This is a genomic window from Amycolatopsis sp. Hca4 (genome assembly GCF_013364075.1).
GTDB lineage: Bacteria > Actinomycetota > Actinomycetes > Mycobacteriales > Pseudonocardiaceae > Amycolatopsis.
Map to the genome: position 1 here is coordinate 6,634,326 of NZ_CP054925.1, position 14,546 is coordinate 6,648,871.

The window sequence follows — 14,546 nt, forward strand, 5'->3', positions numbered from 1 at the left end:
GGCCGTGAGCGATGCACAGCTGACACACAGCTTCGGCACAAGTTCACCACATGCGCCGCCGACACGGTGGCCGTCATGACGACCACGCTGCCGGCGCCCGCGCACGCCCAGCCCCAGCCGCCCGCTCCCGCCCGGGAAGCGCGGTGGGTCAAGCCTTCCGTGGCCGCCCTGCTGCTCGGGACCGGTCTGCTCTACCTGTGGGACCTGGCGAAGACCGGCTGGGGCAACGACTTCTACGCGATGGCCGTGCAGGCAGGCACCTGGAGCTGGAAGGCGCTGTTCTTCGGCTCGCTTGACCCCGGCAACGTCGTCACCGTCGACAAACCGCCCTTTTCCCTCTGGCTCATGGGGTTGTCCGGACGGCTCTTCGGCTTATCCAGCTGGAGCCTGCTCGTCCCCGACGCGCTCGCCGGCGTCGCCTCCGTCGGGCTGCTCTACCTCGCCGTGCGGCGGCTTTCCGGGCCCGGCGCCGGGTTGCTGGCCGGGGCCGGGCTCGCGCTGACGCCGGTCGCCGCGCTGATGTTCCGCTACGACAACCCCGACGCCTTCCTCGTCCTCCTGCTCGTCGCCGGTGGCTACTGCGTGGTGCGCGCGCTGGAGCACGCGAGCACGAAGTGGCTGGTGCTCGCCGGGGTCGCGATCGGCTTCGGCTTCCTCGACAAGATGCTGCAGGCCTTCCTCGTGCTGCCCGCCTTCGTGCTCGCCTACGCCGTCGCCGCGCCGACGTCGCTCGGGCGCCGGGTCGCCCAGCTGTGCGCCGCGGCGGGGGCGGTGGTCGTCTCCGCCGGGTGGTGGATCCTCGCCGTCGCGCTGTGGCCGGTCGCGGACCGGCCCTACATCAGCGGCTCGACCGACAACACCGTGCTGGAGCTGGCCTTCGGCTACAACGGTCTCGGCCGGATCTTCGGCGAAGGCCGCGGCGGGGGCGGCGCGCGGACGTTCACCCCGCCCGCCGGCATCGAGCTGCCCGCCGGTGGCCGGGGCGGCTTCGGTGGCTTCGGCGGCCAGGCCGGCCTGACGCGGTTGTTCGGCGGCGAGTTCGGCGGTGAGGCGTCGTGGCTGCTGCCGGCCGCGGTCATCGGGCTGGTGGCCGGCCTGTGGTTCACGCGCCGGGCGCCGCGCACCGACCGCACGCGGGCCGCGCTGCTGCTGTGGGGTGGCTGGCTGGTGGTCTCGGCGCTGGTGTTCAGCTACATGAGCGGCATCATCCACCCGTACTACACGGTCGCGCTGGCCCCCGGGGTCGCCGCGACGCTGGCGATCTCCGCACGCGAGCTCTGGCGCGGCCGGGCGAACTTCGCGGCGCGCGCGGTGCTCGCCGTCATGGTCGCGGTGACGGCGGTCTGGGCCTTCATCCTCCTTTCGCGGACGCCGGACTGGCAGCCGTGGATCCGCTACACGCTCCTGCTGGCCGGCGCCGCCACCGTCGCGGGCCTGCTCTTCGGCGCCGACCGCGTCCGGCGGCTCGGCCCGGTCGTGGCCGTGCTCGGCCTGTGCGCCGCGCTGCTCGGGACGGCGTCCTTCACGGTCGTCACGGCCGCGACCGCGCACTCCGGCGGCACGCCGTCGTCCGGGCCGGCCGCCGCGGGTGGCCGTGGCCCGCGTGGCGGCGGCTTCGGCGAGGGGCGGACCGACCCCGCCGTGATCGACCTGCTGAAGGGGACGACGACGAAGTGGGCCGCCGCGCAGAGCGGCGCGATGCAGTCGGCGGGCCTGGCACTGGCGAGCGGACGGCCGGTGCTGGCGATCGGCGGCTTCAGCGGCAGCGACCCGGCGCCGACGCTGCAGCAGTTCCGGCAGTACGTCGCCGACGGGGACATCCGCTACTACGTCGCCGGTGGCCGCGGCGGGTTCGGCGGCGGCCGCGGGACCGCCGCGGAAATCCAGGCCTGGGTCGAGCAGAACTTCGCGTCCAGCACGGTCGGAGGCACGACGGTTTACGACCTGACTAAATCTGTCGTTTGACAGAAATCAGGCCGACCCGGTCGGATTGTTGCGAGCGTGTTAACAGTCCAGAAAACAATCGGCGAATTCCGGGCGCGTACGGTATCGGCGGATGCGGACAGGTGTTCGAATTCCCGGAGCGTGGCCGGGTCATTCCGGACGCCCGTTCGGAGCCGTCATTTCGCTGTGGGTGATGATCTCGGTACGCCCCGCGATCGTGGTAACGACAGGGGACTTCGGGGCGTGCACTTGCACGCGCGGCGCGCACACGCACGGTGGAATATTGGCCGGTCGGCCGACAGAAAACCCGCTCGAATCACCGTCGAACGCCTCGATCCCGCTGGCTGACACGGGCGGCGGTCACTCGTTCGGAGGCCATAGGCGGACGTTGTGGGGATCTTGTGTCACTCGCTAGGCTCTCCGCCGGGAGAGGGACAGGGGTGGCTGATCCGGTGCTTTGAGTGCTGGGATTTCACTGGTGGTAGGCGCCCCCTGTCCGCGTTCTCTCGCGATGACCCGATCAGGTGCGGCGGAAGTGAGCAGCGATGACCGTGCGCGGTAGCGCAGCTCGAACAGATCGACCTCCCTGTCGTCACCACCCGTAGCCCCGAGCGCCGATCTTCCCCCTTTCGGTACAGCACCACTCCACTTCCCCCGCAACCTGGAGTTCGTTGTGATTTCCCGTCCCCGCCCCCGTCTGCTGACGGTGCTCCTGACCTTGCTGACCCTCGCGGGGGTCACCGCGCTCTCGGGGTGCAGTGACAGCTCCGCGTCCGGCAGCGGGAGCAAGATCACCATCGGCTTCAGTGCCTGGCCGGGCTGGTTCCCCTGGCAGGTGGCGCAGGAACAGGGCCTGTTCGCGAAGAACGGCGTCAACGTCGACCTGAAGTACTTCGACAACTACACCGACAGCATCAACGCGCTCTCCAGCGGGGCCATCGACGCCAACAGCCAGACCCTCAACGACACGCTGTCGTCGGTCTCCGGCGGCGCCAAGCTGTCGATCGTGCTGGTCAACGACAACTCCACCGGCAACGACAAGATCATCGCGCGGGACGGGATCACCAGCATCGCCGACCTCAAGGGCAAGAAGGTCGCGGTCGAGCAGGGCCTGGTCGACCACTACCTGCTGCTGCTGGCGCTGCAGTCGGCGAAGCTGACCGAAAAGGACATCCAGCTCGTCAACCTCCCGACCGACGCCGCGGCCGCCGCGTTCAAGAGCGGCCAGGTCGACGCGGTCGCCGCGTTCGCGCCGTTCACCTCGACCGCCCTCGAGCGCCCTGGCAGCCGCGCGATCTCTTCGTCGGCGGAGTTCCCCGGCGCGATCCCGGACCACCTCGTCACGTCGCAGAAGCTGGTCAAGGACCACCCGAAGGACGTGCAGGCGCTGGTCAACACCTGGTTCGAGACGCTGACCTGGATCAAGAACAACAAGGACGCGGCCGTCAAGATCATGGCCAAGCGCGGCGGTGTGTCCGAAGCGGACTACAAGACCTACGACGCCGGCACCACCATCTTCACGCGGCAGCAGAACATCGACGCGTTCACGCCGGGCGTCACCGCGCAGCACCTCGACTTCCAGGCGAACAAGATCATCGACTTCATCGTCGCCACCGGGCTCGCCCAGCAGCGGCCGTCGCTCGACGGGTTGTTCGAAGACCAGTTCGTGAAGGCCTCGCCCCAGTGACCGGTCCGACCCAGCGCACCACCCCGGCGAGCACAGCCGAGGCGCAGGCCGCCGAGGCGCAGGAAGCGGAACAGCGGCTCGCCGAACGGCAGGAGGCGGGCCGGGCGGCGCGCGGCGGGCGGCCGGACTGGTCGCCGCTGCCCCGCCGGGCCGGCCTGAAGCCGTCGGCTTCGCCGCTGTTCTCCTTGCGCACGCCCATTTCCGCGACGGCGCGCTGGACGCTGGCGGTGCTGTCGTTCGCGATCCCGCTGCTGGCGTGGATCGCGCTGAGCGTCAGCGGGTCCGTCGACTCGACGTTCCTGCCGTCCCCGGTCGCCGTGCTCAAGGCCGGCGCCGACATGGCGGGCACCGGTGAGCTCTTCGACGACCTCGGGACCACCACCCTGCGGGTGCTCGAAGGCTTCGGGCTCGCCGTGGTCGTCTCGGTGCCGCTCGGGATCCTGATGGGCACCTTCACCGCCGGGCAGGCGTTCTTCGAGCCGCTGATCGGGCTGCTGCGCTACCTGCCGGCGAGCGCGTTCATCCCGCTGCTGATCATCTGGCTCGGCCTCGGCGAGCCGTCGAAGATCGCCATCCTCTTCATCGGCACGGTGTTCTTCAACACGCTGATGACCGCCGACGTCGTCCGCGGCGTCCCGGACTCGCTCATCGACGTCTCCTACACCCTCGGCGCGCGCCGGGGCGAGGTGCTGCGCAAGATCGTCGTGCCGCACTCGCTGCCGGGCATGATCGACGCGATCCGGGTCAACGCCGCGGCGGCGTGGAACTTCGTGGTCGTCGCCGAGCTGATCAACTCCCAGGCCGGCCTCGGGTACCGGATCGTGCGCGCGCAGCGGTTCCTGCAGACCGACAAGATCTTCGCGGTGCTCGTGGTCATCGGGATCGCCGGGCTCCTCATCGACGTCCTGCTGCGCCTGCTGCGCACGCGGGTCGGGAAGTGGGCGGCATGACGCTGGAACTGCGGAACGTCGCCAAGGACTACACCGTCCGCGGCCGGGTCACCCGCGCCCTCGACGGCGTCGACCTCGAAGTCCGGCGCGGCGAGTTCGTCTGCGTCGTCGGCGCGAGCGGCTCCGGCAAGTCGACGCTGCTGTCGCTGGTGGCCGGGCTCAGCCGGCCGACCGAGGGCGAGATCGTGCTCGACGGCGTGCCGGTGACCGGGCCGGGGCCGGACCGCGGGCTGGTCTTCCAGGCCGGCGCGCTCTACCCGTGGCGCAACGTGGAGAAGAACGTCGCGTTCGGACTCGAACTGCTCTCGCTCGACCCGGCCGAGCGCGCCGAGCGGGTGGACTGGTACCTCGCCGAAACCGGGCTCGACGCCGTGCGCAAGTCGCTGCCGAGGCAGCTCTCCGGCGGCCAGAAGCAACGCGTCGCGATCGCGCGCGCCCTGGCCTGCGAACCGGAAGTCCTGCTGCTGGACGAACCCTTCGGGGCGCTGGACGTCCAGACCAAAGAGGACATGCAGGTGCTCATCCGCCAGGTGTGGGCCGACACCGGCACCACGGTGCTGATGGTGACCCACGACGTCGAGGAAGCGGTGTTCCTCGGCGGCCGGGTGGTGGTGCTCGCCTCCGACCCGGGCCGGATCGCCGCGGACGTCGAGGTGGCGCTGCCCGCCGAACGCGACCTGGCGGTGAAGCGCGAGCCGCAGTTCCTCGAGCTGCGCGCCCGGATCGAGGACCTGGTCCGGGAGCAGCACCGGGGCCACGTGAGCCGGGTGGCCGCGGTCGAGTGAGAACGGAAGACGGGAAGGTGGCGGGATGAGACACGGCAGGCCGACCGCGAAACGGGCCGGCGGCGGAGGTTTTCTCGCCCGGCTCGGTATTCGCGGCAAGCTGAACCTGCTGCTCCTGCCCCCGCTGATCGCGGTGGTACTGGTGTCGGTGCCGTTCGTGCTGACCCAGGCGAACAGCGCCGGGGCGGCGGCGCAGTCGGCCGCCGTGGCGCGGCACGCGCAGCAGCTCGGCGGCCTGATGTGGCAGCTGCAGCGCGAGCGGCTGCTGACCGGTGCGTACGTGGCGACACCGTCGGCGAGCCCCGACCAGGTGCTCCAGCAGCAGAAGGTGGTCGACGCGACGGTCGCCGAGGTCCGCGGCGCACTGGGCGACGACGCGCCCGACGAGCTCTCCGCGGCGCTGACCCGGATCGGCTCGCTCGCCGAGCTGCGGCAGAACGCCATCCGCCGCGGTGTCGCGCTCGACAGCGTCGCCCGCACCTACAACGCCGTGGTCGACGCGGTGATCGACTCCCTGCGCCTGGTCCCGCAGCTGACCGATGACGCCGAGGGCGCGCGCGAGCTGACCGCGCTGGACGCGCTGCTGCGCGCGAACGAGGAGAACTCGCTGCGCGCGATGGCCCTCATCGTGACGGCGGTGTCGCCGGAGGCCGGCCGGTCCATCCTGGACGACGCGACCCAGCAGGCGCCGATCTTCGTCGACCGGTTCGTCAAGCAGGGCGACGACGGTGACGACGCCCAGCGGTCCGCCCAGGTCGTGCAGATCGAGCAGAGCGACGCCGGGCGGCGCGTCGACGAACTCGCCGCCGAGGTCGACAAGCCCCGTGACGCGGCCGGCACCACGCAGTACGTGGCGGACGTGCTCTCCGCCGCGGACGCCCACGCGGGCCAGCGGAAGCTCGTGCAGGAGCGGGCGATCAGCGAGATCTCCGACTCCGCGACCGGGCGTGCCGACAGCGCGACCCAGCTGGCCTGGACGGTCGGTCTCGGCGCCGGCGCGCTGTTCCTGCTGGTCGCCTTCCTCGCGGTCGCGGTGTCCCGCTCGATCGCCGGCCCGCTGCGCCAGCTGACCACCGCGGCGACCTCGGTCGCCGACCTCGCCGGCACCGAGCTCGTCCGCGTGACCGACACGGAAGAGGCCGAGGAGCAGGTCCCGCGCCTGGCCACCATCGACGTCGTCTCCGAAGACGAGCTCGGCAAGCTGGCCGCCGCGTTCAACCGGGTCCAGACCACCGCGGCCGAGCTGGTCGAACGCCAGGCGCTCACCCGGCGCAACACCAGCCTGATGTTCGCAAACGTCGCGAAGCGCACGCAGAACCTCGTCGGCCGCCAGCTGGCCCTGATCGACGAGGTCGAGCGCAACGAGCAGGACACCCGGCTGCTGGCCAGCCTGTACCGGCTCGACCACCTCTCCACCCGCCTGCGCCGCAACGCCGACAACCTGCTCGTGGTGTCCGGCACCCGCGACGAAACCCGGATCGCCGGCCCGATCGAGCTGTCGACGGCCCTGCGCTCGGCGCTCGCCGAGATCGAGGACTACCAGCGCGTCAAGCTCGGTGTCGTCGCGGAGATCCTGCTGTCGTCGGCCCTCGGCGCCGACCTGGTGCTCGTCTTCGCCGAGCTGCTGGAGAACGCGACGTCGTTCTCCCCGCCGGGCTCGATGGTCGAGGTGGACACCATGTTCCTCGCGGACGGCGCCTGCCTGGTGAGCATCGTCGACCACGGCATCGGCATGACCGCGGAGAAACTGGCCGAGGAGAACCAGCGGCTCGTCGAGCGCGAACGCCTGGAGCTCGCGCCGACCAGTGTGCTCGGCCTGTTCGTGGTCGGCCGGCTGGCGCGGCGCCACGAGCTGGGTGTCGAGCTGCTCGCGACGCCGACCACCGGCGGTGTGACCGCGCGGCTGACCATCCCGCCGTCGCTGTTCAGCCACCGCACCGAGCTGCGGCCGAAGAACGAGCCGGCGCCGGTGATCCCGGCGCAGGCGGTGTCGTCGCCGCTGCCGGCGGGGCGGCACGCCGCGCCGGCTCCCACGTTCACCTCGGACGAAAGCTTCCGGCCGCCGGTGCCCGAACCGGCCCGCGACCGGCCCGTCGAACTGCCGGCGCCGGCGATCCCGGCGCTGCTCGGCCCCGGCAACGGCTTCCGCTGGTTCCGCGAACTGGAACCGGTGTGGCCGGACGCCGAACCCGACGACCGGGCCGCCGAAGCCCCCGAGCCTGCGGTGGTGGCCGCGGCGGCGACGGAGGCGACTGAGGCGTTTTCGGAGAGCCGGGGCGGGCTGCGCCGCCGGGTCCGCGGCGCCCAGCTGCCCAGCCCGGGCACGTCCGCTCCGGTGTCCGACGACAGCAAGCCGCGGCACGACCCGGAAGCGACCAAAGCCGCGATGGACGGCTTCGCGAGCGCCTTCGCCAAGGCCGCCGAGGTCAGCACGCCGCCGACCGGCACCTTCGCGAAGGCGGCCGAGGTCAGCGCGCTGACGGCCGACCCGGCGCCCGCGTCGCCCACCGTCGTGACCGCACCCGTGTCACCTCTCCCGGTCCGCGTCCCCGTGGACGCTTCGCCGGTGGCCACGGCCCCGATCACGGCCGCCGCGCAGTCGCGCGACGGCCTGGTCCGCCGCGTCCCCGGTGCCCAGCTCGCCCCGGGCCTGCGCAAGCAGTCCGCGGGGCGGCCGCTCGCCCGCGCCGTCGTCAACCGCACCAAGCGGGACCCGGCGGCCGAACGAGCGGCGTTCGACGCGTTCTCCGCCGGTCTCGCGAAGGCGGAGGACATTACGGCAGACAGCCCGCCCCAAGGCGTGGTCGCCGGTCGTGTGATGGAACGAGGAGAAGAGAGCAGGAAATGAGCATCCCCGCACCTGGTGTCAGTGTCGAAGCCCAGAACTTCAACTGGCTGGTGAGCCGCTTCGCGCAGCACACCGCGGGCGCGATCGCCGCCATCGCGGTCTCGGCCGACGGCCTGCTGATCGCGATGTCGTCGGAGCTCGAGCGCTCCAACGCCGATCGCCTCGCCGCCATCTCCTCCGCCATGCTCGGCCTCGCACACGGCGTCTCGGAAAGCCACCCGCTCGGCTCCCCGGACAAGGTGATCATCGAACTCGAGCACGGCTACCTGCTCGTCTGCACGATCAGCATCGGCTGCTCGCTGGGCGTGCTGGCCAACAAGCAGGCCAGCCTCGGCACGATCGCCTACGAGATGGCGATGTTCGCCAACCGCGCCACCGAGGTCCTCACGCCCGGGCTCATCGAGGAGCTGAAGAACACCGTCGGAAGTTAGGGGGAGCGATGACCGAGGAGCCTTCGCTGCTGCGGCCGTACCTGATGACCTCGGGGCGGGCCCAGCCGGTCGACCAGAGCCTCGAGATCGAGGCCCAGGTCATGACGTCCCGCCTCGGTGCGGCGTCGCACCCGAAGCTCACGTTCGAACGCCAGGAAATCGTTTCCCTTTGCCGGAACACGATGTCGGTCGCCGAGGTGGCCGCCATGCTCGGCCTGCACATCGGTGTGGCCAGGGTGCTGGTGGCCGACCTCGCCGAACTGGGCTACGTCGTCGTCCGTCGGCCGGGCAACCACAACTCGCACGACCTCGGCATGATCGAAAGGGTCATTCGTGGACTCGAAGCCATTCACTGAACCGGGCGCCCGGCCGCCGGCCCCGGTCAAGATCGTCATCGCGGGCGGCTTCGGCGTCGGCAAGACGACGGCGGTGTCGTCGATCTCGGAGATCAAGCCGCTCACGACCGAGGCGGCGATCACCTCGGTGTCCGCGGACAACACCGGCCACGTCCCTTCCAAGACCACGACGACGGTCGCGCTGGACTTCGGCTGCATCACGATCGACGAAGAGGTCAAGCTGTACCTGTTCGGCACGCCGGGCCAGGACCGCTTCGGCTTCATGTGGCAGGACCTGGTCCACGGCGCACTGGGCGCACTGGTGATCGTGGACACCCGCCGCATGGACGACTGCTACCCGGCGGTCGACTACTTCGAGAACGCGGGCCTCCCGTTCGTGGTGGCGGTGAACATGTTCGACGGCTCGCTCGGCCACAACCTGGAGGACGTCCGGTGGGCGCTCGCGGTGAGCGACGACGTCCCGCTGATCACGTTCGACGCCCGGCAGAAGCTGTCGGTCCGGGACGCGCTGCTGGCGGTGCTGCACAACACGTTCAAGCGGGCGCGGGCCCAGGCTGGTGCGGGAGCCTGAGCAGCTTTCGGCAGGGTCTCCGGCGGCACCGGCGACCCTCCCACTACACTGATCCTCGGACCCCGCGCGGCGTCCACCCTGTGAACCTCCCCAGGGCCGGAAGGCAGCAAGGATAAGCAGGCTCTGGCGGGTGCGCGGGGTCCCCTTTTGTCTTCAGAACAGGCCCAGCACGTCGTCCGGGGGTTTCGGGGGCGGTGGGGCGTCCGCGTCCGTGATCGGGGCCGCCTTCCCGGCCAGCTTCCGCAGCTCCGCGCCGTGCACGCAGCGGGCCGGGAACGCCGCCGAGGCCGTTCGCTGGGCGATCTCCGCCGCCGGGAGGTTGCTCGCCGAGGCCGCCAGCACCAGGTTGCCGAAGCGGCGGCCGCGCAGCACTCCCGGGTCCGCCAGGAGCAGGACGTACGGGAACACCTCGAGCAGCGTGGCCAGGAAGCGGCGGGCGAACGGCAAGCCCGAGCCGTCCGTGATGTTCGCCAGGTAGACGCCCGGTCCGCGCAGGATGCCCGCGATCGCCCTCGTCGCCTCCAGGGTCGCCAGGCCGCCGGCCAGCGTCGCCCGCTGGAACGCGTCGACCACCACCAGGTCCGCCGAATCCTCGCGGCGCGTCGCCAGGCCTTCGCGGCCGTCCGTCACCCGGACGCGCACGCCCGGCACCCGCAGCCCCAGCTGTGCGCGGACCAGCTCGACCAGCTCGCCGTCGGCGTCGAACACCAGCTGCCGCGACCCCGGCCGGGACGCGGCGACGTACCGCGGCAGCGTGCAGGCCGCGCCGCCGACGTGCACCGCGTCCACGGGACCGGGCGGCAGCCGGTCCAGCACGTCCGCGAACCGGCGGACGTAGTCGAACTCCAGGTGGGCGGGGTCGTCGAGGTCGACGTACGACTGGGCGACGCCGTCCACCGACACCAGCCAGGCGTTGCCGCGGTCGGCGTCGCGGATCAGCTCCGCCGTGCCGAACCGCACCGGGTAGCGCCCGGGCACCGGCTCGGGCTTTCGCGTGCGGCTCACGGGATCCGAGGTTATCGGAAACATTCCGACCACCCCGGCGATAAGCAACCGGACGATCATCGATCGAGGGGGTTTCTCTTGCGGGCAAACGCAGTAATCGTTGCCGCCGCACTCGCGGCCGGGGCGTTCGCGACGCCGGCGGCCGCGGACGTGCTGCCCGATCGGGCGCAGGCCGTCTCATTCCTGGAGACCGGCGGTTCGGGTGTGGCGCGGGCCGCCGAAGCGGCGTTGCTCGGCTCGCCCGCCGACCTGCAGGCCTTCCTGGCCACCGGCCGCCGTCAGGCGCAGAACGACGACGAGCGGGTCCTCGTCACCCAGGCCATGACCAACGGCGGCCCGGTCACCAAGCGCACCGCCCAGCAGGCGCTCAGCGGCACCCAGGACGACGTCCGCGAGTACCTGGCGCACGGCCTGCCGCAGGCCCGGATCGCGGACGACCGGATCGCCGTCGGCCAGGCCATGAGCACCGGCGGGCCGACCGTCAACGCCCGGGCCCAGAAGGCGCTCGACGGCACCCCCGCCGACGTGCGGGCCTTCCTGGAGACCGGCCTGCAGCGGGCGAAGGACGTCGACGACCGGATCACGGTCAACCAGGCCATGGCCGACGGCGGCCCGGAGGTCAAGGCCGCCGCGCAGGCAGCGCTCGACGGCACGCCGGAGGACGTCCGGTACTTCTTGTCGCTGTGGTGGCAGGTCGCCACGAACTACGACGGCGAAGCCACCGCGGTCCGGCAGCGGCTCGACGAGGCCAAGGCGGCCAAGGCCGCCCACCGCACCCTGGAGGTGAAGGTCGCCGCGGGAACGGCCCGCCGGATCGCCGCCGACGCGCGGAAGGCGAACGCCGACCGGCTCGCCGCCCAGCAGGCCGAGAACCAGCGGAACGGCCAGGCCGCCGCGAGCGCCGAGGCGGCCGCGCAGCAGCAGGCGCGGGAGGCCGCGGCGCGCGCCGCGCAGGCCAAGACCGACAACGACAAGCTGCTGGCCGACGCGGCCGACCCGGCGCTGACCGTGCCGAACGGCCGCAAGGCGGCGGTCTACCTGCTGCGCAACGGCGGCGCCGCCGTCAAGAACGCCGCCCGTGCGGCGCTGAGCGGCTCGGACGACGACGTCGTCACGTTCGTGCGCAGCGGCCTCGCCGTCGCGCAGGAGTCCGACGACCGCGCCGCCGTCTCGGCGATCGCGGCGGACCCGAACGCCCGCCCTGGCCTGCGCCAGGCGGCTCGTGACGCGCTCGCCGGCCCGTACGCCGGTGTCGCCGCGCTGCTGCGCACAGGTGACTACCCGGGCCGGGACACCGACGACCGCATCGAGGTCAACCAGCTCCTGGCGGTGGGCGGCCCGTCGACGAAGTCGGCGGCGCAGAAGGCGCTGGACGGCACCGTCGCGGACATCCGCGAGTTCCTGGCCCACGGCCGGTACGTCGCGCACCTGATCGACCTGGACGTCTACGCCACCCGGACCCTGGGCGAGGGGCCGGAGGTCGTCGCGGTCGCGCAGGGCGTGCTCGACGGACCGGACTCGGGCCTGCAGCACTACCTGGACGTCGAGCTGCCCGAGGCGCGGGCGCGTGACGCGTTCACGGCGGCGCACGTCACCAAGGTGAACGCGATGGTCGCCGAAGCGACGGCGCTGGTCTCCTGACCGCACGGCGAAGGTTGTCGGTGGTGCCCGGTACCCTCGCGAGGTGGCTCTCGCGCTGTACCGCAAGTACCGTCCGGCAACCTTCGCCGAGGTCGTCGGGCAGGAGCATGTGACCGAACCCCTCCGCACGGCGCTGTCCGCCGGGCGGATCAACCACGCCTACCTGTTCTCGGGTCCGCGCGGCTGCGGCAAGACGTCCAGCGCGCGCATCATGGCGCGCTCGCTGAACTGCGCCAAGGGCCCGACGCCGGACCCGTGCGGCGAGTGCAACTCGTGCAAGGCGCTCGCGCCGGAAGGCCCCGGCAGCGTCGACGTCACCGAGCTGGACGCGGCGAGCCACGGTGGTGTCGACGACGCCCGCGAGCTGCGGGACAAGGCGTTCTACGCGCCGGCCGAGTCGCGCTACCGCGTGTTCATCATCGACGAGGCGCACATGGTCACCACGCAGGGCTTCAACGCCCTGCTGAAGATCGTGGAAGAGCCGCCGGAACACGTCATCTTCATCTTCGCCACGACCGAGCCGGACAAGGTGCTCACCACCATCCGCTCGCGCACGCACCACTACCCGTTCCGGCTGATCCCGCCCAGCTCGATGCGCAACCTGCTGGAGCGCAACATCGCGGCCGAAGGCGTCGAGGTCGAGCCGGCGGTGTACCCGCTGGTCATCCGCGCGGGCGGCGGCTCGGCGCGTGACACGCAGTCGGTGCTCGACCAGCTGCTCGCCGGCGCCGGGCCGGAAGGCGTTTCGTACTCGCGGGCGGTCGCGCTGCTGGGCGTCACCGACGTCGCGCTGATCGACGACATGGTGGACGCGCTCTCGACCGAGGACGCGGCCACGGTGTTCGGCACCGTCGAGAAGCTCACCGAAGCCGGCCACGACCCGCGCCGCTTCGCGACCGACCTGCTGGACCGGCTGCGCGACCTGGTGCTGCTGCGCGCGGTGCCGGAGTCCGCGGGCGGGCTGGTGTCCGCGCCGGAGGAAGAGCTGTCGCGGATGGTCGCGCAGGCCGAGCGGATCGGGCTGGCCACGCTGTCCCGGTACGCCGACATCGTCCACAATGGACTGCTGGAGATGCGGGGTGCGACGTCGCCCCGGCTCGTGCTCGAGCTGCTGTGCGCGCGGATGCTGCTGCCGTCGGTGACCGACGCGGAGAAGGCGCTGCTGGCCCGGATCGAGCGCTTGGAGCGCCGCGCGACCGTGGCCGACGGCGGAGGCGCGCCCGCCGAGGGTGGCGTGGAGCCGCCGGTGCGAGCGGCGCCGGAGCGTGAGTTTTCGAGGCCGTCGCAGCGTCCGGCTTCGGCGGGGCCGGCACCGGTGCCGGAGCCGGTCAAGCCGCCGGTCCGCCCGGCGGCCGCCGATCCTGCTCCCGTGGCCCCGCGCACGCCGGCCGCGGCTCAGCCGGGTGATGGCAGCCGGGCTCCGGGGGGCGTGGCCGCTGCCTCCGCCGCGCCCGAAGCTCCGGCTCAGCCGGGCGCCGGCGCTGCCGCTTCCGCGGCCCCGGCCCAGGCAGGCGATGGGTGGGGCGCGGTGCGCACGCCCGGCGGCGGCACGCCCGCGCCGGCGCAGCCCGCCGACGTCGGCACGGCCGCCGCGGCACCGGAACCCGCGGCCGCGGGCTCGGGTGGGCTGGACGCCGCCGGGCTCCGGAACATCTGGCCGCAGCTGATGACCGCGTTGCGCAAGTTCACCGGCGGCCGCAGCCTCGAGGCGATGCTGACGCAGGCGACGGTGGCGAGCGTCGAGGGCAACGCCGTGACGCTGACCCACAAGTCCGAGCCGCTGGCCCGCCGCCTCTCCGACCAGGACAACGCCCGCAAGATCGCTGGCGCCCTGACCGACGTCCTGGGCGGCGACTGGCAGGTCCGCTGCGTCCACGGCACTGCCCCGGCGGCCCCCGCGGCCCGCCCGCAGCACGCGGCGCCGGCCCCGGAGCGCTCGTTCACCCGCCCGTCCGGGGCGGCGGCACCGCCTGCCGAGCCGGCCACCCGCCCGGCCACCCCGCCGGCCCCGGCCCGGCCCAAGGTCACGACGACCGAGCCGGACATCCCGCTGCCCCCGGAACCGAGCGACGAGGACGACGAGGACCTCTACAACGAGGACGCCAGCCCGGCACCCCCGCCGCCCCCGCCCCCGCCGGACAAGGACCCGGACGAGCTGGCCCGCAAGCTCCTCTCCGAGCACCTCGGCGCCCGCCCCCTCGACTGACCCCAGGCCCGCGTACCCCGAGGGTCGGCCCGCGTACCCAGACGGTCGGTTCGCGTACCCGGACAGTCGGCTCACGAGCCGACCCTCCAGATACGCGGGCCGACCGTGCAGGAACGCGAGCC

At 72.4% G+C, this 14,546-nt stretch carries 11 protein-coding genes and 1 other RNA gene; 11 read left to right on the forward strand and 1 reads right to left on the reverse strand.

Annotated elements, in window-relative coordinates:
* The first annotated feature begins 159 nt into the window (after window positions 1-159).
* The 9 genes from HUT10_RS29765 (at window position 160) to ffs (ending at window position 9,721) form a co-directional block, all read left to right on the forward strand.
* The gene (locus HUT10_RS29765) at window positions 160-1,965 is read left to right on the forward strand and encodes a glycosyltransferase family 39 protein (protein WP_176178081.1); all 1,806 of its coding nucleotides are present in this window, start codon (window positions 160-162) and stop codon (window positions 1,963-1,965) included.
* A 652-nt stretch (window positions 1,966-2,617) separates the two neighbouring features.
* Complete coding sequence (locus HUT10_RS29770; RefSeq protein ID WP_176174225.1) at window positions 2,618-3,631, forward strand: ABC transporter substrate-binding protein; 1,014 nt, start codon at window positions 2,618-2,620, stop codon at window positions 3,629-3,631.
* Window positions 3,628-4,581, forward strand: coding sequence for an ABC transporter permease (locus HUT10_RS29775; RefSeq protein ID WP_176174226.1), 954 nt, complete (start codon window positions 3,628-3,630; stop codon window positions 4,579-4,581). Before HUT10_RS29770 ends, HUT10_RS29775 begins: the two co-directional genes overlap by 4 nt.
* Entirely contained in the window at window positions 4,578-5,366 is a 789-nt protein-coding gene (locus tag HUT10_RS29780) for an ABC transporter ATP-binding protein (RefSeq protein WP_176174227.1), read from the forward strand. The genes HUT10_RS29775 and HUT10_RS29780 overlap by 4 nt, the downstream gene beginning before the upstream one ends.
* A gap of 25 nt (window positions 5,367-5,391) precedes the next feature.
* Window positions 5,392-8,214 carry a nitrate- and nitrite sensing domain-containing protein gene (locus HUT10_RS29785; protein WP_176174228.1) on the forward strand — a complete coding sequence of 941 codons (2,823 nt, stop codon included), beginning with the start codon at window positions 5,392-5,394 and terminating at the stop codon, window positions 8,212-8,214.
* Window positions 8,211-8,645, forward strand: a complete 435-nt coding sequence (locus HUT10_RS29790) for a roadblock/LC7 domain-containing protein (RefSeq protein WP_043776017.1) — start codon at window positions 8,211-8,213, stop codon at window positions 8,643-8,645. The genes HUT10_RS29785 and HUT10_RS29790 overlap by 4 nt, the downstream gene beginning before the upstream one ends.
* 8 nt (window positions 8,646-8,653) lie before the next feature.
* Window positions 8,654-9,001, forward strand: a complete 348-nt coding sequence (locus HUT10_RS29795) for a DUF742 domain-containing protein (RefSeq protein WP_091319104.1) — start codon at window positions 8,654-8,656, stop codon at window positions 8,999-9,001.
* Window positions 8,979-9,572, forward strand: coding sequence for an ATP/GTP-binding protein (locus HUT10_RS29800; protein WP_176174229.1), 594 nt, complete (start codon window positions 8,979-8,981; stop codon window positions 9,570-9,572). The genes HUT10_RS29795 and HUT10_RS29800 overlap by 23 nt, the downstream gene beginning before the upstream one ends.
* A 54-nt stretch (window positions 9,573-9,626) precedes the next feature.
* Window positions 9,627-9,721, forward strand: an RNA gene (gene ffs / locus HUT10_RS29805) — signal recognition particle sRNA small type.
* A 4-nt stretch (window positions 9,722-9,725) separates the two neighbouring features.
* On the opposite strand, the gene HUT10_RS29810 is transcribed toward ffs, so the two are convergent.
* Window positions 9,726-10,601 carry a spermidine synthase gene (locus HUT10_RS29810; RefSeq protein ID WP_176174230.1) on the reverse strand — a complete coding sequence of 292 codons (876 nt, stop codon included), beginning with the start codon at window positions 10,599-10,601 and terminating at the stop codon, window positions 9,726-9,728.
* 54 nt (window positions 10,602-10,655) lie between these two features.
* On the opposite strand from HUT10_RS29810, the gene HUT10_RS29815 reads away from it, so the two are divergent.
* Together HUT10_RS29815 and HUT10_RS29820 are read left to right on the forward strand one after the other, a co-directional pair.
* The gene (locus HUT10_RS29815) at window positions 10,656-12,218 is read left to right on the forward strand and encodes an ALF repeat-containing protein (protein ID WP_176174231.1); all 1,563 of its coding nucleotides are present in this window, start codon (window positions 10,656-10,658) and stop codon (window positions 12,216-12,218) included.
* 43 nt (window positions 12,219-12,261) lie between these two features.
* Window positions 12,262-14,424, forward strand: coding sequence for a DNA polymerase III subunit gamma and tau (locus tag HUT10_RS29820; RefSeq protein WP_176174232.1), 2,163 nt, complete (start codon window positions 12,262-12,264; stop codon window positions 14,422-14,424).
* Window positions 14,425-14,546: the final 122 nt, after the last annotated feature.